The 18574-nt window shown below is 65.0% G+C and carries 17 protein-coding genes; 3 read left to right on the top strand and 14 right to left on the bottom strand.

Annotation, left to right across the window (positions count from 1 at the left end; translation table 11 throughout):
- Window positions 1-9: 9 nt before the first annotated feature.
- From JMY28_RS04960 to JMY28_RS04915, 10 genes are all read right to left on the bottom strand, one after another.
- Window positions 10-345, bottom strand: a complete 336-nt coding sequence (locus JMY28_RS04960) for a Rieske (2Fe-2S) protein (RefSeq protein WP_201694786.1) — start codon at window positions 343-345, stop codon at window positions 10-12.
- Window positions 346-348: 3 nt separating this feature from the next.
- Window positions 349-669, bottom strand: coding sequence for a YciI family protein (locus JMY28_RS04955; RefSeq protein WP_201694785.1), 321 nt, complete (start codon window positions 667-669; stop codon window positions 349-351).
- Complete coding sequence (locus JMY28_RS04950; RefSeq protein WP_201694784.1) at window positions 666-1538, bottom strand: intradiol ring-cleavage dioxygenase; 873 nt, start codon at window positions 1536-1538, stop codon at window positions 666-668. The genes JMY28_RS04955 and JMY28_RS04950 overlap by 4 nt, the downstream gene beginning before the upstream one ends.
- Window positions 1539-1593: 55 nt before the next feature.
- Complete coding sequence (locus JMY28_RS04945; protein ID WP_201694783.1) at window positions 1594-2661, bottom strand: maleylacetate reductase; 1068 nt, start codon at window positions 2659-2661, stop codon at window positions 1594-1596.
- A gap of 7 nt (window positions 2662-2668) precedes the next feature.
- A complete protein-coding gene (locus JMY28_RS04940; RefSeq protein ID WP_201694782.1) occupies window positions 2669-4135 on the bottom strand; it encodes an aldehyde dehydrogenase family protein in 1467 nt (488 codons plus the stop codon).
- Window positions 4136-4186: 51 nt separating this feature from the next.
- Window positions 4187-5206, bottom strand: coding sequence for a hydroxyquinol 1,2-dioxygenase (locus JMY28_RS04935; protein WP_201694781.1), 1020 nt, complete (start codon window positions 5204-5206; stop codon window positions 4187-4189).
- Between the two features lie 41 nt (window positions 5207-5247).
- Window positions 5248-5742 (bottom strand): cupin domain-containing protein, encoded by a 495-nt coding sequence (locus tag JMY28_RS04930; protein WP_201694780.1) that lies wholly within the window; start codon window positions 5740-5742, stop codon window positions 5248-5250.
- Between the two features lie 133 nt (window positions 5743-5875).
- Window positions 5876-6805, bottom strand: a complete 930-nt coding sequence (locus JMY28_RS04925; RefSeq protein WP_201694779.1) for a LysR family transcriptional regulator — start codon at window positions 6803-6805, stop codon at window positions 5876-5878.
- A 113-nt stretch (window positions 6806-6918) separates the two neighbouring features.
- The gene (locus JMY28_RS04920; protein WP_201694778.1) at window positions 6919-8193 is read right to left on the bottom strand and encodes an MFS transporter; all 1275 of its coding nucleotides are present in this window, start codon (window positions 8191-8193) and stop codon (window positions 6919-6921) included.
- Between the two features lie 361 nt (window positions 8194-8554).
- A complete protein-coding gene (locus tag JMY28_RS04915; RefSeq protein WP_201694777.1) occupies window positions 8555-9640 on the bottom strand; it encodes an aromatic acid exporter family protein in 1086 nt (361 codons plus the stop codon).
- Between the two features lie 325 nt (window positions 9641-9965).
- Here JMY28_RS04915 and JMY28_RS04910 point away from each other — a divergent pair, with 325 nt between their 5' ends.
- Window positions 9966-10976 carry a glycosyltransferase family 2 protein gene (locus JMY28_RS04910; protein WP_201694776.1) on the top strand — a complete coding sequence of 337 codons (1011 nt, stop codon included), beginning with the start codon at window positions 9966-9968 and terminating at the stop codon, window positions 10974-10976.
- A gap of 8 nt (window positions 10977-10984) precedes the next feature.
- On the opposite strand, the gene JMY28_RS04905 is transcribed toward JMY28_RS04910, so the two are convergent.
- The 4 genes from JMY28_RS04905 to JMY28_RS04890 form a co-directional block, all read right to left on the bottom strand.
- Window positions 10985-12403, bottom strand: coding sequence for an MmgE/PrpD family protein (locus JMY28_RS04905; RefSeq protein WP_201694775.1), 1419 nt, complete (start codon window positions 12401-12403; stop codon window positions 10985-10987).
- A 106-nt stretch (window positions 12404-12509) separates the two neighbouring features.
- Window positions 12510-13193: an MmgE/PrpD family protein gene (locus JMY28_RS04900; protein WP_201694774.1), complete on the bottom strand. Its 684-nt coding sequence runs from the start codon at window positions 13191-13193 to the stop codon at window positions 12510-12512.
- A complete protein-coding gene (locus JMY28_RS04895; protein ID WP_201694773.1) occupies window positions 13186-14544 on the bottom strand; it encodes an MmgE/PrpD family protein in 1359 nt (452 codons plus the stop codon). Before JMY28_RS04895 ends, JMY28_RS04900 begins: the two co-directional genes overlap by 8 nt.
- The gene (locus tag JMY28_RS04890) at window positions 14541-15953 is read right to left on the bottom strand and encodes an MFS transporter (protein WP_201694772.1); all 1413 of its coding nucleotides are present in this window, start codon (window positions 15951-15953) and stop codon (window positions 14541-14543) included. The genes JMY28_RS04895 and JMY28_RS04890 overlap by 4 nt, the downstream gene beginning before the upstream one ends.
- A 217-nt stretch (window positions 15954-16170) precedes the next feature.
- Here JMY28_RS04890 and JMY28_RS04885 point away from each other — a divergent pair, with 217 nt between their 5' ends.
- Window positions 16171-16854, top strand: coding sequence for a GntR family transcriptional regulator (locus tag JMY28_RS04885; RefSeq protein ID WP_201694771.1), 684 nt, complete (start codon window positions 16171-16173; stop codon window positions 16852-16854).
- A 162-nt stretch (window positions 16855-17016) separates the two neighbouring features.
- Window positions 17017-18351 carry an argininosuccinate synthase gene (argG, locus tag JMY28_RS04880; RefSeq protein WP_201694770.1) on the top strand — a complete coding sequence of 445 codons (1335 nt, stop codon included), beginning with the start codon at window positions 17017-17019 and terminating at the stop codon, window positions 18349-18351.
- The last annotated feature ends 223 nt before the right edge of the window (window positions 18352-18574 follow it).

The raw sequence follows: 18574 nt of genomic DNA, 5'->3' as shown, positions 1-18574 counted from the left end.
GTACGCGTCTCACGCGCACTGCGTCACGACGTTGGACTGCGCGTCGAGCCACACGGGAATCGCATCGAGCTTTGCGCCTTCGCACGGACCTTCGATGCACTGACCGTCTTCGAAGCGAAACAATGCGCTGTGATGCGCGCACATGATCACCTGTGCGCGATACGTCGGCACACGGCCTGGCTCGTAGTCGAGCGGCACCGAGAAATGCGGGCAGCGGTTTGCGTACGCCCATACTTCGCCGGCACGCCGCACGACAACGACCGGCCGCCCCGCCAGCACCGCATCGATCACGCGCGCGCCGCCATCGGGCACATCGTCAAAGCAACACAGGCTCACGGTCGGCATGACTCACACTCTTTGCTCAGGATTGCCAAGATTCCAGTCCCACGGACGGATCTCGACACGTTCGAACACCCCCGCCAGCGTATAGGGATCGTCGCGCACGAAACGCATCACATCGTCGTATCCTTCCGCCTCGATCACGAGCAGCGTGCCGTTGAGCGCGTCGCAATGCGGTGCGAGCGTCGATCCGCCCAGCCTCACGAACACACCGCGCTGCGCGGCTGAGCGCAGATACGTGCGATGCACCGCGCGCGCGCGCTCACGTACTTCGCGCATGCCGGGCTTGTCGGTGGCGAATACCGCGTAGTAGCGCGTGTGCGGTCTCATGCGCGCTCCAGCACGAAGTCGTAGCGCGCCTCGCGAAAGCCGCCCTCGAAGCCGAACTGCTGCGCGGCCGCCTCGCCCGCCGCGTGCTCGCGATAGTCCACGAGCAGCGAGGGCTTCACGCCGAACACAGCATCCGAGTCCAGATACGGGTCGTTCTGGTTGAACAGATGCGTTACGAGCGTGCTGTGATCCGGCGCCGTAACCATGAAGTGCAGATGGGCGGGCCGCCACGGATGCCGCGCCGTGGCGTTGAGCATGCGGCCCACTGGGCCGTCGGTCGGAATCGGATAGCACACTGGCACGATGGTGCGGATCGCGTAACGGCCTTCGGCGTCGGTGCGATAGCGGCCGCGCAGGTTGCCGTGCGGCTGCCCGGTGTCCTGCCCCGAGTACATACCGTTGTCCGCCGTCTGCCACACGTCGAGCAGCGCGTTCGCCACGGGCTTGCCGTCGGTCGTCAGCACGCGGCCATGCACGAGGGCCGGCGTGCCCGGCGTGAACGCCATGTTCTCGCCATAGGCGCGCTCCGGCATGCCTTCGATATAGAACGGACCGAACACGGTCGTATCGGTCGCGCCAGAGGCGTAGCGGTGATTGATCGCGTCGACGAGCATCGACACGCCGAGCGTGTCGGAAAGCAGGATGAATTCCTGGCGCACGACGTCGTCGCACATCTGGCCCGTCTCGGTCAGGAAGCGGATCGCCGCAAACCACTCCGCCTCCGTAGGCTCGACTTCGCGCACGTAGGCGTGCAAATGCCGCACGAGGCTTTGCATCAGCGTGCGCAGGCGCGCATCGGGTGTGTTCGCGAAACGGCCAACGACCTGCTCCGTCAAGGCGCGTTCGGCCTCGGTGCCATGCATCGACATGGTTGTCTCCTTTCCTGTGTCTTGTGCGCCACGCACGCGGCGTGGCGCGGCCCGACTAGCGCGGCGCCACGCCTTCCCACGCCCGTTGCAGCAGCGTGCGGATCGCACCGCGCTCCAACGCTCGCGGATTGGAATAGGCATTCGTGCACGCGAGATCGGCCGCTTCGTCGAGGCCCGCTTCGGGCATGCCGATTTCCTTGAGCGACAGCGCAATGCCAAGCGATTCGTTCACCGCGTAGAGCCGCGGCCCGGCTTCGTCCGCGCGCACGCCGCCGAGCGCACGCGCCACGCGCTCGAGCGCTTGTGGTGCGGCCGCGTGGTTGTAGTGCGCCGTATGCGGCAGCATGACCGCGTGCGTTTGCGCGTGCGGCAGGTTGAAGGTGCCGCCGAGCGTGTGGCAGAGTTTGTGATGCAGCGCCATGCCCACAGCACCGAGGCAACTGCCCGCGAGCCACGCGCCGTAGAGCGCGCGGCTGCGCATCGTCGCGTCGTCCGGGCGACGCACGACAACCGGCAGCGCTTCGCCTAACGCGCGAATCGATTCTTCGGCCATCAGGCTGATCACCGGGTTCGCGTCCTCTGCATAGAGCGCCTCCACCGCGTGCGCCATTGCGTTCACGCCCGAGGCCGCCGAAATACCGGCAGGCAGCGAGACGGTGAGCGACGGGTCGTAAATCACGGTGCGCGGCAGCACGCGCGGGTCTCGCCCGGTCTTTTTCAAGCGCCCTTCGGTGAGACCGTAGATGGGTGTCATCTCGGAGCCCGCATAGGTGGTGGGCACGGCGACAATCGGCAGCGCCGATTCGAGCGCGATCGCCTTCCCAAGGCCGATGGTCGAGCCGCCGCCCACGGCCACGCAGCACTGCGCGTCCAGCGCCGCCGCCTTCTCGCGTGCGGCCCGCGCGACCTCCACCGGCACGTGCATGACCGCCTGCGCGTGGATGCCAGCGGCGCGCTCGCCGAGCAGGCGCGCGACTTCTTCGGCAAGTGCTCGCTGCTCGGGCGTAGAGAGAATCAACGCGCGGCGCGCGCCTAGCCGGTCCACTTCTTCGGGCAACCGCGCGAGGTTACCCCAGCCGAACACCACGCGCGAGGGCAAGCCCTGATAGACGAAGCGATCCATACGTGCCTCAACGCTTGAAGTGCGGAGGCACCTGCGCGTCCACGTTGACCCACACCGAGCGGGCCTCCGTGTAGTCGTGCATCGCCTCGAAGCCCATTTCGCGGCCATAGCCCGATTGACCGACGCCGCCGAACGGACTGCCCGCATTCACGCGCTTGTAGCAGTTCACCCAGCACATGCCCGCGTGAATCTTGCCCGCGAGGCTGTGCGCGCGCGAGAGGTCGCGCGTCCATAAGCCGCTGCCGAGACCGTACTCGGTCCCGTTGGCAATGGCGAGCGCCTCTTCGTCGGACTTGAACCGCAGCACGGTCACGAACGGGCCGAACACCTCTTCCTGCGCGATACGGTCGTGCGGCGTCTTCGCCTCGATCACCGTCGGGCGTACGTAGTAGCCGTTGGCGAGCGCGGGGTCCTGCGGCGCGCTGCCGCCCGTGAGCACGCGGCCGCCCTGCTCGCGCGCCACGTCCACAAAGGCCTTCACACGCTCCAGATGTTGCAGCGACGTGAGCGGCCCCATTTCTGTTTCGGAATCCAAAGGATTTCCAACACGAATCGACGAGGCGAGCGCGACGAAGCGTTCGAGAAATTCGTCGGCGATGCGCTCGTGCAGCACCAAACGCGAACCTGCGATGCACGCCTGGCCCTGGTTGTGGAAGATCGCCCAGGCCGCGCCGTTGATGGCGGCGTCGAGATTGGCGTCGTCGAACACGATATTCGCGCCCTTGCCGCCCAGTTCGAGTTGCACGCGCTTGAGGTTCCCCTGCGAGGCTTCCACGATACGCCGCCCCGTAGCCGTCGACCCGGTGAAGGCGATCTTGCCCACGCCCTCGTGCTCCGCAAGCCGCTGCCCGGCCGTATGTCCATAGCCCGGCACGATGTTGACGACACCCGCGGGAAAGCCCACTTCCGCCATCAGTTCGACGATGCGCAGCGTGGAAAGCGGCGTGATTTCGGAGGGCTTCAGCACGACCGTGTTGCCAGCCGCGAGCGCCGGACCCATCTTCCAGCTCGTGAACATGAGCGGAAAATTCCAGGGCACGATCTGCCCCACCACGCCAATGGGTGCGCGCTGCACATAGTTGAGAAAGCCCGCCTCAACAGGAATCACCGAACCCTGGAGCTTGTCGGCCATGCCACCGAAATAGCGGAAGCACGCCGCCGTGCGCGGGACGTCGAGCGCACGCGAATCGCGAATCGGGTGCCCCGTGTCGAGCGACTCCAGCTGCGCGAGTTCTTCGCCGTTCGCTTCGATGGCGTCGGCCAGACGCAGCAGGAGGCGGCCGCGCTCGGCGGCGGCCATCGCGGCCCACTTGGGGAAGGCGCGCGTGGCGGCGGCCACGGCCAGATCGATATCGGCGGCCGTCGCGGCGGCGATCTTCGTGATCAGCGAGCCATCGTGCGGATTGAGCACGTCGATGGTGCCGCCCTCGACAGCGTCAACGAAGCGGCCGTCGATGAACAATTGCGTTTGCATGAGTAAATCCTCGATTGATGCTTAGGCGTGCGTTATAACTGCGCAACTCGCTCAGAACTCGACCGGATACGGCTTCAGTTCGCCGCTCTCGTAGCGCGTGGGCAAGCCCGCGGTCGCGTTCTCCCATACGAGCAGCATCGAGCGCTTGGTCGAATAGCCCTGGTGGCGGATATCGGCGGGCATCGCGCAGATGTCGCCCGCGCGCATGGTGATGCGGGCGCGCGGCGCGCCGGTGTTCTTGTCGCCGATGTCCCAGACGATTTCGTCCGAGAGTTGCAGGAACCATTCAACGCGATCGTTGCCATGGAAAACCGGCAGGATGTACTCCTCCGTGGTCGGGCAGAACAGGCTCTGCCCACACACCGAAGTGACCGAGGGGTTCCACGTCACGTCGGAGCGCGAGAGGTACTTGAAGAGGTTGAACGCGTGCAGCTCGCCTTCGAAACCGGGCTCGGCGTGCACTTCGGGACTGTCCTGGGGCACGTCGGCGAAGGCGCGGTTCACCGGCAGGTCGTCGCGCAGCGGCGAGTCGCCTTCGAGGCCAGGCATGCGGCGCGTGGCGATACGCGTGCGCTCGATTGCTGCGTCGTTCTCGCCATGCTTGCGGCCGAATGCGGTGCCGGTTTCCTCGGGCGCGGCGAACGGGTCGAAGCCTTCGTTGGTCCAGTCGTGCAGGATCGCCTTGAAGGTCGCCATGATGGTGGGCGTTTCGAAGCTCTCGATATAGTCCACGCCGGCGTCCTTCATGATGCCGTTGAACGAGCCCGCATAGACGTCCACCTTGCCGTAGTGATTGCGCGTGCCGAACACGTGGTCGAAATTCACCCAGCCGTAGAAGAAGCCCCAGGCGACGTCGCGCATCATCGCGCGCAGGAAGGCGTCGGCGGGGATGGCGTGCGTGCGGGTCTGCCCCTTCGCGGGCCACAGCACTTTCACGAAGTATTCGTCGCGCGTGAATTCGAAGGCGCCGAGCGTGTAGCGGCGATAGCCGGTCACGGCGTCGGGCTCGCTCGCGCGTACGGTGTCGGCGGCAAAACCTGCGGCGTGGTCGAGGGTTTCGAGGGTGGCCATTTGGTGTCTCCAGTAGTCGAGTGATCAGTTAGCGCGTGTTTTCAGTGCAGGCAGATATCTGCCCACTTCTGTACGGACAGTTCACCGACCATGGTCTGCACGAGCGCCACGCCAGCCTTGTGCGAGCTGAAGCGATACGCGCAGCCTGCCGGCAGCAACGCCTGGTGCCCGCGGCGCAACACCACGTGGCCCATCTTGCGGCCTGCGGGTTGCTCGCCCGCGTCGACCGTGCCCGTACCGCCCTTGAGCGGCGTATCGAGCTTGATGAAGTCGATGCGCACTTCGCCATCCATCAGGATGACGAACTCATCGTGTGCGCAGGCGAACCAGCGCGACTGTCCTTCCGTGCGCAGCACCTCGATCACGTACTCGAGGTTCTTGCCGACCACGACCTTCTCAAAGGGCACTGAGCGCGCGGCGACTTCGAAGACGTTCGAGAAAACATAGTGGCGGGCGTCGCCGCTCGTGATTTCGATCTCGCCCTTGCGGTACTGCTCGAGCGAGCCGAAGGCGGTGTGGAATGACGAATCGGTCATGGCTGTCTCCTGTTTTGGAAGGTGTCGTTGGAGTCAACTTTAGGAGCGCTGCACGTCGACAACAACCGGCGACGGGACGACTACGGTATTCGCGTTTCGCAAATAATCGCGGTAGGCAAAGGTTGCCCAGGCGCTAGCGCACCCAGCCGCGCTCGATCAGCGGCACGTCCCATGCGGGCTCGGGGCCGAGATACTCGGCGAGAAACTCCACGAGTGCCTTCACTTTCAGTGCCTGGCGCTGGGTGGAGGGATACACGGCGGCGAAACTCAACGCCGAGAGGTGGTAGTCGGTGAGGATCGGCACGAGCGAGCCGTTGAGGAGCGCCTCGCTCGCCACGAGCGTAGGCAGGCACACCACGCCGCCGCCCGTGAGCGCGTAGTCGCGCAGCAAATGCACCGAGTTCGAGCGGATCATGCCGGGCAATTCCATCTCCACGACTTCGTCGCCGCGTGTCATCGTCCAGCGGTTGCGCGAGGGATAACCCGAATAGAGCGCCGTGGTGTGCTGCAGCAATTCGCGTGGATGCTGCGGCGCGCCATGTTCTTGCACATAAGCGGGCGTGGCGCAAAAGAGCCGCCGCACCGAAAAGAGCCGCCGCTCGATGAGCGAGTCGGAAATAGGCGGGAAGATCTGGAAAGCGACGTCAAAGCCTTCTTCGATCGGATCGACCACGCGGTCGTTGACGATCACATCGAGCTGAATGCCAGGATAGCGGCGATTGAATTCGGCAAGCGGCGCGCCGAAATGGCCCAGCGCGAATCCCGGCAATATCTGGATGCGCAGTCTGCCCGTTGGCGTGGCACGCAACTCGCGCATCTGGTCGGTCAGTTCGTTCACGCGCCCCACCACCTCGGCGCATTCACGATAAAACGCCTCGCCAACTTCGGAGAGGCGCACGTGCCGCGTGCTGCGATGAAAGAGCGGTGCGTTGACGAACTTCTCCAGTTGCTGGATGCGGTTCGTCACGACCGAACTGGTGACGCCGAGTTGCCGGGCCGCTTCCACGAAACTGCTTGTTTCCGCCACGCGCACAAAGGCTTCGATGCTCAGGAATCGATCCATGCTCCTCTCTTCTTCATGGGTTCGCGCCCTCCAAGTATAGGGCTCGCTTCCCGTCGTTCACGCCACTGTGTCACGAGCGGCGTGGCAAGAGAGGGCGACGTGGCGTTCCAGCCCTACTCCGCCTGCCCCGCCGCAGGCAGTGGCGCGGCTGGTGCAACGGCCTCGCTGCGCGCCAGCTTCGCCGGCGCGGTTTCCTTGAGCAAGAGGCTCACCACGACACCGAGCAAAACCGCGCCAATAGGCAGCCACAGAATATTCTGGATACCGAAATGGGCCGCGACGAACCCGGCGAGCGCGGGCGCCACGCCGCCACCGAAGATTTCGCCCGCGCCCACCACCAGCCCGATCGAGGTCGAGACCATGCCGGCCGGCGCGGCTTCGGTGGCAACGGGTCCCGAGAGCAGCGAGACGAGGCCCAGCGTGAAGAAGGAAGCCGCGAACAGCACCGCGAAGAGTTCGAGCGGCTGCGCGCCGAGTCCACGAAACACGATCAGCATGACAGCCGTTCCGACGAAGCCGAGGACGCTAGCCATGCGCCGCCCCAGCAGATCCGAAAGCCCCGGCAAGCCGAACTGTCCGACGAAACCGCCAAAGCCGATCGCCGAGGCCACCACGCCCATGCGCTGCGTGTCGAGCGAAAGATACTGCGTGAGGTAGAGCGGCAGCAAGGCGCCGAGCACGAACACACCCGTCATGGCGCAGAAGAGCGCGACCATCGCCACGGGAATGTTGCGGCTGCGGAGCACGTCGCGCCAGTGGCCGCGTTCGGCCTTTGCCGCGGGCGCACCCGCGTCACGCGTCAGCGCGCCTCGCGGTTCCCGGATCACGCGGTACATCAGCAAACCGAGTATGAGGCCCGGCACCGAGACGAGCGCGAACACCCAGCGCCAACTCATCACGCCCAGCAGCTGCGTGGCGATGATCGGCGCAAGCGCGAGCCCGAACAGCGCGAAGCCGCTTTGCTGGAGCCCGAGGTTGAAGCCGCGGCGCCTCGGGTGCGAGGCATCGGCCGTGGCGGCGAAGCTCGTGGGGCAAAACGAGCCTTCGGCCACGCCCATGAGCGCGCGTACGGCCAGCAGGCTCGCAAAGCCGCCTGCGAGGCCGGAAAAGCCCGAAAGCAGCGAGAACACGATGATCGCCGGAATCAGCACCTTGCGCCGCCCGACTTTGTCGGACAAGCCGCCCATGACCGCCGCGAACACACCCCACGAAAGGCCGAGTATGCCGATGCAGTTGCCCACATCCTGCGCGTTGAGGTTGAGGTCTTTCATGATCGACGGAAACAGCGGCGCGATCAGCCAGCGGTCGAGGCCCACGAGGCCAAAACCCAGCGCCAGCAGCGTCACGGCCTTCCATTCGTAGGCCGTATCCCATGTGTTCGGTTTCATCTCTGTCTCCTTGGGCCGGCAGGATGCCGCGCCACACGCTCATGTTCGAAAACGGTGTGCGACGCGAGGTGCACCGCTGCAGGCTTGCAGGACGACATCGGCATCGACGCTGCCAGGATAGTCGCAAGCGGGGTGTAATCAGTACCGGATAACGCCCGAATACGTCATTTGCGAATCGCGAACAATCGGGCGCGCAAGGCCGGCGGGCACGGCTGCCGGGACGCTGCGAGGGGTGCACGACACGAGTTGCGCCGCGGCACGCCCACCCCAGGACAATTACGGGTAGACGCTCGCGCCTGCGCCGGGCGGTATGCCGGCGCAGGCGCTCAAAACATCGACAGCGTGGTGCGGTGCGCGGCGATCACGCTTTACGCAAGTGCTCGGTGTGCATGGCGGTCAAACGGCGCAGCAGGATGCCGTAGCCGGTCAAATGACCGAGATAGACGCTCGTGAACACGCCCGTTGCGGGCAGCGATTCGACAAGCGCGTGCAGTTCCTCGCGCGTCAGCGGCTCCACGAGAAGACCCGGGCGTTCCACCCGGAGATCCGCCTGCGTAGCCAGTTGCCGGTGGACATCCAGGAGGCGCGCGAGGCCGCGCCGGTACGCGTCTTTCCATTGCGCGTCCAGCGCCTCGTATTGCGCGTTGAACGTGTCGAGCGTTTCGAGGAAGCCGACGATCGAATCGAATAGCTCGTGGTAGCACGAGAACAGTGGCACGCGATCACGGTTGCGCTTCAAATGCGCCGACACCCACGACTGCTCCAGGTCCGACTTCAGGAGATCATGCGCCTGCTTCAGATTGCTGCTCGACACCCGCAGCGCGGCCGTCGCCGATTTCAGCTTCGCGCGGTCCAGCGTTTTCGTCGCGACTTCGCTCAGCAAGGCTTCGGCCTGCGCGTTGCCGTCGTTGACGAGCGTATTCGCCCAGAAGCCGTGATCGGGCGGAAACGCGATCTGCTGGATGATGAAACCGAGCAGCATGCCGAGCACCACGCCGATCAAACGCTGCTCCAGCAACGGTATGTGCTCGCCCGTGTAGAGCACGAGGGTCATCGGCACGGTGACGCTCGTCATCTGGAACACCGAAGGCCTGATGCGCACGATCGTGAAGATCACGAGCGGCAGCAGGATCACCCCCAGCCACAAATGCGGCGCGGTCAGCCAGATCAGCAGCGTACCGATCGGCATCGCAACGAGGTTCGACATCACGCGCTTGTAGAAGTACCCGCGCGCCGCAGAGATGGAACTGCCGAGCGCAAGCGTGAGCATGGCCGAACCCGAGAGCGCGACTGCCGCTTCGGGATATCCGCACGCATACGGAACGCCGAAGCCGATCCACATGCCGAGCGTGAGCTTCGTGTATTTCGCGAGTTCGGAGAGGGAAAAGCGGGCGAGCGCACGGCGAAACGGCGTGAGCGGTTTGTGGGCGTAGGAGATGGAAGCCATGGATGCCGTCGGTCGTTTCAGGCGGAGCTCCCATGTTAACGCGATTGACGTGTGTGTTCCGGCACTTAGTCCATCGACCGATAAATCCGGATTATTTTGCCGCCCGGATTTTCTTTCCGATTCGTCAGATTTAAGATCGGCGCTTTGTGCGGATGCCCGCCGTTGCGGGCTCTGCGGGCCGCGTTGCGCAAGGTGCGTTCCTTGCGAATTATTTTCAATTTCTTTCGCGTTTTTTTCATTTACCGTCATGTCCACCGGATGAAGTTCGCATTACGAACCCGTTTTTGCGAACGTCTCCGCATCCCTCAAGCACTGGGGTCTGCCCATGACGACAACAACGAAGGTCTCCATTTGCCTGCCGACGTACAACCGGCCTGAACTGCTCGTTCGCTGCATCGAATCGTGCCTCATGCAAACGCATGCGAACATCGAGATCGTGATCGGCGACGACTCGAGCGACGATCGCACGGCGCAACTGGTCGCTTCGCGTTACGGTCGCGACCCGCGCATCGCCTACCGGCGCAACGTGCCCGCGCTCGGCCAGGCGCCCAACGTGGCCAGCCTCTTCGAGCGGGCGAGCGGAGACAAGATCCTCCTGATTCACGACGACGACTACCTGCTCGTGCACTGCATCGAGAAGCTGCTTGCGCAGTGGGAGCGTTACCCGGATCTGGAAGTCGCGTTCGGCGATCAATACGAAACCGATCATGACGGGCGCATCATGCACGCGGCTAGCGAACGCATGAACCTCGCTTATCACCGTACGGCCAGCGCGTCAGGCCTGCAAAACCCGCCGGGCCGCGTGGGCATCGTGCAGATGTTCCCCAACAACGGCTGGCTCGCCAATGCGGCGCTCGTCAAGCGCATCGGCTACGACGATCACTACGGCACCTGCTGCGACTACGTATTCGGCACGCGGCTTTGTCTCGCGGCAAAACGTGTGTGCTACGTGAACGAATATGTCTCGTGCTATCGCATCACGGATGTTTCGGTATCCCAGGCAACACGCACGAGCATCAATGCCTCGTCGATCGCGGCGTGGCGCTTTCTCAACAGCCTCGCGCTGCCGCCCGAGCTCGAACCGGCCCGCAAGCTCGCCATGCGCCGGCTCGTACCGATCGTGGTCTCGCTGCTCGCGCGCAACCGCGAGGCGCGCGCCGGGCTGCAGCTCGCGCTCGGCAACCTCCACGCGTACCGGTTCGGCTTCAGCCCGCGCCTCTACTACCACCTGCTGATGATCTGGAAAGCCACGCGGCGGCCCGGCTCAGAGTCCGTCGCCCTGTTGGCCATCAAGGACGAGCAAGGCGTGGATACTTCCCGAGCGCGTATGCCGTAGCGAGCGCTTCACGCCGTGAACAGCGGCCGCAGGTCGGCGACGTTCGCGACGTGCTCCAGCGCGTTGATCCGCGCGATCAGTTGCGCGGTTTTTTGCTGACCGAGCACAGGCTCCATGAGATCGCGCGCCTTCTCGTTCACCTGCGCGACGCTCAGCGGGTTCTCTTTCGTGCCGGGCGGAAAGCGCGTGTAGTGGCTCACGGTGCGCCCGTCCGTCAACGTCACTTCGACGATGCCGCCGCGCGGCGCCGCCGGGTCGCTCAGCTTCGGGTCCGCAACGACGCTCACCTTCGCGAGCTGCGCCTGAATCTGCGGATCGCGCATGAGCGCTACGTCGTGGCTGTCCGCGAACGACACAGCGCCCTTCACGAGCGCCAGCGCCACCATGTGCTGGCAGTTGACGTCGGGCATCGCGCTATCGCCGACAATGCCGATAGCGTCGGGTGGCACCTTCACCACCACCGTACGCACGTTGTCCGGCGTGAGGCGATATTGCCGCCGCAGCGTGAGCAATGCATCGAGCGGGGATTGAATCGGATAGCCTACCGAATACGTCTTGATCGCCGTTTCCGTTACGAAAAAGCGACCGCCGAGCTGGTCGATCATCGCTTGAGGCTGCGGCTTCGAGGAAAGCGCGATGAAGAGATTGTGCGTGCCGTCGAGCACATCGTCCACGCCGGTCATGCCCGACTGCACCATGGTCGCCGCCATCACGCCGTTGCGTGCGCCCATGCCCGCGAAATCGAATGCCTTTTCGATGTGGTCGCGGTCCTTCACCCAACTCCACAGCCCCGAAACCTGCTGCGCCGCGTAAGAGATCGCATACCGCGTCTGCCGTTCGTCGAGCCGCGCGAGCGCAGCGGCCGCGCCAAGCGCGCCGAACGTCGAGGCCGTGCCTTCCGCGCTGCGATGCGATGCGCGCACGAGGTCCGGGCCGAGCGCCATGAGGAGCCGGCACGCGGCGTCGTAGCCCAGCGCGACGGCACGCACGAACGCCGCGCCTGATACGCCTTGTGCTTCGCCGAGCGCGAGCGCGGCGGGCACCGTTGAGCAGCCCGGGTGCGCCTTCGTGACGGGCTCGAAGTCGTCGGTTTCGTCGGAGTGCGCGCACATGGCGTTGGCGAGCGCGGCGTTCACTGTGCTCGTGCGCAGGTCGGCGCCCACGACCGAAGCCTGTGGCGCGCCGCCGAGCGAGCGCACGTATTGCGTCGCCAGCATGCCGGGACGCATACGGGAACCCGACACCATCGCGCCAAAGGTATCGAGTATGTGGTTCTTGCATTCGATCAGCACGGCGTCGGGTAACGGCTTGTCGCGCGCGGCGACGATGTAGCGCGCGAGTTGCGCGGTGATGCCTGTGTCGTCCTGCGATGACGAGGGCGATGCGTCGGCGGCAAATGCGTGCTTTGCGCCGAGGACAGGCAGCATGCTACACGCCGCGGCGCACTGAAGCATGCGGCGGCGCGAGGGCGAAGGCGTTGTTGGCATCTTTATCAGTTCGGAATCCGTATTTAATCCGTTCTGCTAGCCGCGCTCACGCGGTAATCGCCGCCGCATCGAAACGGTAGGCCATCAGCGCGGCCAACCCGCGCCTTCCGTCTATCGATGCCGCTGCGCTCGTGAAGCCGTGCTTCGCGAGCAGGGCCGCTTCGATGGCATCGGCGGCCGCCTTGCCGGTTTCCAGCGCGCCCATGACTTCGCCCACGTTGTGCGCGAGCCCTGCGGCCTGGGTTGCGGCAATGCCAAGCGCGTGGCGCGTGCGCAGCGCGTCGAGCCCGAGAAGACGCGCTGCCGCGAGTGTCGCCCCCACGATCCCGAGCGACGCGGCCACGTTCCAGCGCGCGCGAAACGCTTCGTCGTCCACGGCGGCCGCGAGCCGCGCCGACGCGCGCGTGCCGACCGCGACGGCGGCGGCGATATCCTCTTCGGCGGCCTCGAGAGACGCGCCCAGCGCAAGCGCTGCCGCAATGACGGGCGTAGCGGTCGAACCGGCATTCAGGGTGGCGAGCGTAGCGCCGAACTGCCATGCGCGCGAGCGCGCATCGGTGGCCTGCCCGAGCATGTTGCTCAGCGGGCTGACATCGCGGGGCTGCGCGGCGAAGCGGCGCGCGTTCGCCACGGCGCTGCGCGCGGCTTCGAGTTCGCGCACGCCAGGCTTCGCTGCGGCTAGCGCCACGAATGCGTCGGAAACGGCGGAATGAGCGGCGGAGTTATGCATGAACCCGATCCTTGTTCGGCGTGCACAGGGCGAAGAACGCATCGAGACTCGTTGCGCGCTCCACGTTCTCGACGGCAGCGGCAATACGATCCGCCACACCCGCGCCAAGCCGCGGGTCGATCAGCAGACACACCTTGTCGAGCAGTTCGTCGTCGGTCAGGGGCCGCGCGAGACTGCCGCGCGCGTGTTCTACGTGATGCGCGACAATGCGGCCGTCGTGAAGCCGCGCCTCGATGTGCACCTCGTCGCGGTTCACAGCGGCGTCGGGCGCGAGCGTTGTCTTCGCGCGCAGCGCCTTCACGTCGTCGCTCGTCACGCGGCTGTCGTCGTACTGCGCGAGACCCACCTGGCCGTCACACAACGCGGCGGCCACGCCATGGATCGCGCTGAAACGTGCCTGCAGGCCATCATGAGGCTGCGGATTGCCCATCAACTCGGGCACGAGCGGATGGCAGCGCAGCACGATCGCGTCGATCGAACCGGCGTCCGCAATGCGCTGCTCAATCGCGAGGCCCGCGTCGATGGCCGGATGCGCGACAATCCCGCACGGATACGGCTTGTAGGTGTTGAACAGCAGTTCCCAGCGCTCGCCGAACTCGCCGTTCATGCGCTCGAACTCCACCTTCGTCGAGAGCGATCGCGCATAGCCTCCCGGCGCTTCGAAAATATCCGCGGCCGCCTGCTGGCCGTGCTGGGCGAGCCGTGCTGCATCGATGCCATTGGCAGCCGCTTTGCCGGGATGAAACGGCTTGGTCATGGTGCCGAAGGCCTCGCGCTGACCGATGAACATCGAAGCTGCAATCGATACGGCCTCCTTAAGTCCGGCTTCGTCGAGGCCGAGTAGTAGCGCCGCCGTGACCGCGCAGCCAATCACGCCACACGTGCCCGTGATATGCCAGCCCCGGTCGTAGTGCTCGGGCGAGATCGCCACGCCCACGCGCAATTGCGCCTCACAGCCCAGCGCGAACGCCGTGAGCGCCTGCGCGCCGGTGGGCCGCGTTTGCGGCGCCAGCGCGGTGAGCACCGCGAGCGTGGCCGCCGCCGGATGGATCACCGTGGCGAGATGCGTATCGTCGAAATCGTCGAGGTGTCCGGCGAAGCCGTTCGCCAGCGCGGCGAAATGCACGTCGGTGCGCTCGACGCGGCCCAGCACGCCCGCCTCCCTCGCAGCGCCAAGGTCGCGCGCAGCGGCGAATATCGCTTCCACGCCTGGATGCATACACGCGCCGATCGTTGTACCCACAACGTTGATGAACGAACGCTTCGCTTCCTTCAGGACGTCGGCGGGCAACGGACGCTGTGCCAGCGCATACAAGCCCTGCGCGAACGCCGCAGCGATGGAACCACTCATTGCGACAACTCCTCTAGACGTACACCGTTGGTTTTCGGACCCCACACGCCCACCGCCACGACGATCACGACCATGGCCGACGAAATCAGCAGGAACACGGCGGGCACACCGTAGTGCTTGAGCAGCGCCGCCACCCAGAAGCCGACGAAGATCGAACTCACGCGGCTCCAGCTAAAGACGAAGCCGACGGCGCGCGCGCGAATACGCGTGGGATACAGCTCGGCCTGATAGGTGTGGAAAATACCGATGAGCCAGTTGTTCGCGATCGTCACCGCGCTGCCGAAAAGCAGGATCGGAACGGGGTCGCGCACCTGGCCGAACATCACGCCCGCCACGGCCACGACGATGGCGCAGCCCACCAGTTGCCACTTGCGCTGGAAACGCTCCGCGCACGCCATGGCACCAATTGCGCCGAGCGGCGTCGTAATGGCGATCACCATGGTGTAGAGCAGCGAATGCGTGATCGTGATGCCCTTCGAGTACAGCAGCACCGGCACCCACGCGCCGAAGCCGTACACGCCGAAGGTCTGGCAAAAGTTGAAGAGCGACAGCATCACCGTGCGCTTGAAGTAGCGGCCCTGCCACATCTCGATCCACGCGCCGCGCGCTTGCAGTTGGCTCGCGTCCGGGCTTTCGGGCGGCTCGGCGAGCGGCTTGCCGGTTTCGGCTACCACCTTGCGCTCGATCTCGTCGACGATCTGGCGCGCCTCGCTCACGCGTCCCTTGCTCTCCAGCCAGCGCGGCGACTCCGGCAAGCCGTGGCGAATGAACCAGATGCACACGGCGCCGGCCGCGCCGATGATCATCACCCAGCGCCAGCCTTCCATACCGAGGAAGGTGCGCGGCACGAGCACATAGGAAATGACCGCGACCACGGGCACCGAAGTGAGAATGACGAGGATGCTGAAGGCGGTGTAGCGCCCGCGCGCATCGCGCGGCGTGAGCTCGGAGATATAAGTGTCGACAGTGATGAGCTGCATGCCGATGCCCACGCCCGCCACGAAGCGCCAGGCGTCCATGCCCGGCGCCGAATGCTGGAAGGCGGCGATGAAGCTCGCCACGGAGTACGTCAACATGGCGAAGGTGAACACCACGCGCCGCCCAAAGCGGTCGGTGATGCCGCCCAGCGCGACCGTGCCGACGAACATGCCCGCGAAGAACGAACCGAGGAAGCTGGCGAAGCCGTTCACGTCGAAGAGACCGGCGGTGGTAGCGCGGTACAGCCCGCTGTGGATCAGGCCCAGCGAGATATAGGCCGCCATGAACATCTCGTAGAACTCGAACCAGCCGCCCACCGCAATGCGGGCGACGAGCCCGCGAAAGTACCGGGTAGGCGGCAGCCGGTCGAGCCGCGCCGAGACGCTCGCCTCGACGTGCGTTGAGCCGGCAATCTCAGTTCCCATGTACATGGCGTCTCCTTGCCTGACGGGTAGCCGATTGGACTTTGTTTTAGTGTCGACAGTCAGAATCAGTATATGGTGATTTTTCGCGTTCTACTGAGATATTCTCGGTTTAGTGTATACACTTAATGGACCGACCTGTGACTTCGAAAGCGAAGCCGGCATTGAGTTTGTTACAATCGGCAGCGCTGCGCCGGGCCGGTCGCGGCGCCTCGGGGGAAAGCGCATGGATGAAGATGTCGGCGTAATGGCCGCCCCGGAAACGGGCGAGCAGTCGAGCGTGGCCGAGATCGTCGACTGGGTGGCGCGCGGCATCATCGAAGGCCGGCTGCGTCCTGGCGACGATCTCAATTCGGTTGATCTCGCCAAACGCTTCGGCGTAAGCCGCACGCCGGTGCGCGAAGCGCTTTTCGCGCTTACGCGCGAGGGCCTCGTCGACTGGTCGCCGCGCCGCCGTCCCCGCGTGGCCGCCATGCAGCTAAAGGAAGTGCGCGAAATCTACGCACTGCGCGCCCTGCTCTACGGGCAGGTGTCGCTCGCGATCGTCGAGCACGCCACGGACGAGGACATCGCGGCGCTCTGGCGCGCGCATGGCAAGCTGGCCGAAGTCGCGGCCAACGGTGACGTGGACGGCTACTTCTGGGCCAACGTCGCGTTTCGCGACGAGGAACTGCGCGTGAGCCGCAATGGCATCTTCAAGGAGGTGCTGGACTCCATGCGCATGCGCACGAACCGCCTGCGCCACCTGAGCACCTCGCTGCCGGGGCGTTTGCAGCGTTCGTGCACCGACCACCAGCGGCTGTGCGAGGCGTACGCCGAGCGCGACGGCGTGCTGGCCGCCGCGCTGAACCGCTCGATCGTGATGGGCGCACTGCATGCGATCGAAGCCGCCTGGGACAGCCTGCGCTGAGCACGCCCCCTTGCTGCGCCCCTTTTTTATTTACGTGGATGCCGCGTCGAACGGGGCCTGCGGCCCTCCCCGCCAGGCTTGCCGAAAGGCCAGGGATACAACATACTTGACGATTCGACCGAATTCCCTTCGCATTCTCGTCCTACCGGGTTCTTTCTCATCATGAGCACAATTCTTGAAAGCCTTCCGACCGGCCAAAAGGTCGGTATCGCCTTCTCCGGCGGCCTCGACACCAGCGCCGCGCTGCACTGGATGAAGCTCAAGGGCGCCGTGCCTTACGCCTATACGGCGAACCTGGGCCAGCCCGACGAAGACGACTACGATTCGATCCCGCGCCGCGCGACCGAATACGGCGCCGCCGGTGCACGCCTGATCGACTGCCGCGCGCAACTCGTGGCGGAAGGCATCGCCGCCCTGCAGTGCGGCGCGTTTCATATCTCGACGGCCGGCGTCACGTACTTCAATACGACGCCGATCGGCCGCGCCGTGACGGGCACGATGCTCGTGGCCGCGATGAAGGAAGACGGCGTCAACATCTGGGGCGACGGTTCGACCTACAAGGGCAACGACATCGAGCGTTTCTACCGTTATGGCCTGCTCGTCAATCCGGACCTGAAGATCTACAAGCCGTGGCTCGACCAGCAGTTCATCGACGAACTGGGCGGCCGCTCGGAAATGTCCGAGTTCATGCGCCAGTCGGGCTTCGAGTACAAGATGTCGGCCGAAAAGGCTTACTCGACCGACTCGAACCTGCTCGGCGCAACGCACGAAGCGAAGGACCTCGAGAGCCTGGAAAGCGGCATCAAGATCGTCAACCCGATCATGGGCGTGGCGTTCTGGCGCGACGACGTCAAGATCGACCGCGAAGAAGTGACGATCCGCTTCGAAGAAGGCCAGCCGGTCGCACTGAACGGCCAGACCTTCCCGAACGCCGTGGAACTGCTGCTCGAAGCGAACCGCATTGGTGGCCGTCATGGTCTGGGCATGAGCGACCAGATCGAGAACCGCATCATCGAAGCAAAGAGCCGCGGCATCTATGAAGCCCCGGGGCTGGCGCTGCTCTACATCGCGTATGAGCGCCTCGTGACGGGCATCCACAACGAAGACACCATCGAGCAGTACCGCGAGAACGGCCGCCGTCTGGGCCGCCTGCTGTACCAGGGCCGCTGGTTCGACCCGCAAGCCATCATGCTGCGTGAAACGGCCCAGCACTGGGTTGCGCGCGCCATCACCGGCGAAGTGAAGATCGAACTGCGCCGCGGCAACGACTATTCGATTCTCAGCACGAAGTCGGACAACCTCACGTATCAGCCGGAGCGTCTGTCGATGGAGAAGGTCGCCTCGACGTTCTCGCCGCGCGACCGTATCGGCCAGCTGACGATGCGCAACCTCGACATCACCGATACGCGTGAGAAGCTGCGCGTGTACTCGAAGGTTGGTCTGCTCACGCCGGGTGCGGCTTATACGTTGCCGCAACTGAACGACGAGAAGAAGTAAGGCGTCGTCGCCTTGTGAAGAAAGGGAAGGCAGTGCGCCTTCCCTTTTTTTATGGCTTCGCGGGTTTGTGCATGGCGTTTGAGTTACCCACAGATTTTGTTCACAAGCTTGTGGAGAACGCCTGGAACCAGTGACCTAACCCGTTGATCGACTGGACATTTTCCGCTGCGTGAACGCGGGAGGCAGTGACGGGCTGCGGGGCGGGGCCGCAATACACCCACCG

It is taken from the genome of Paraburkholderia hiiakae, assembly GCF_904848665.1.
GTDB classification, from domain to species: Bacteria; Pseudomonadota; Gammaproteobacteria; order Burkholderiales; family Burkholderiaceae; genus Paraburkholderia; species Paraburkholderia hiiakae.
Note: the sequence above shows the minus strand (reverse complement) of the source record. Positions and strands in the feature narration are given on the sequence as shown.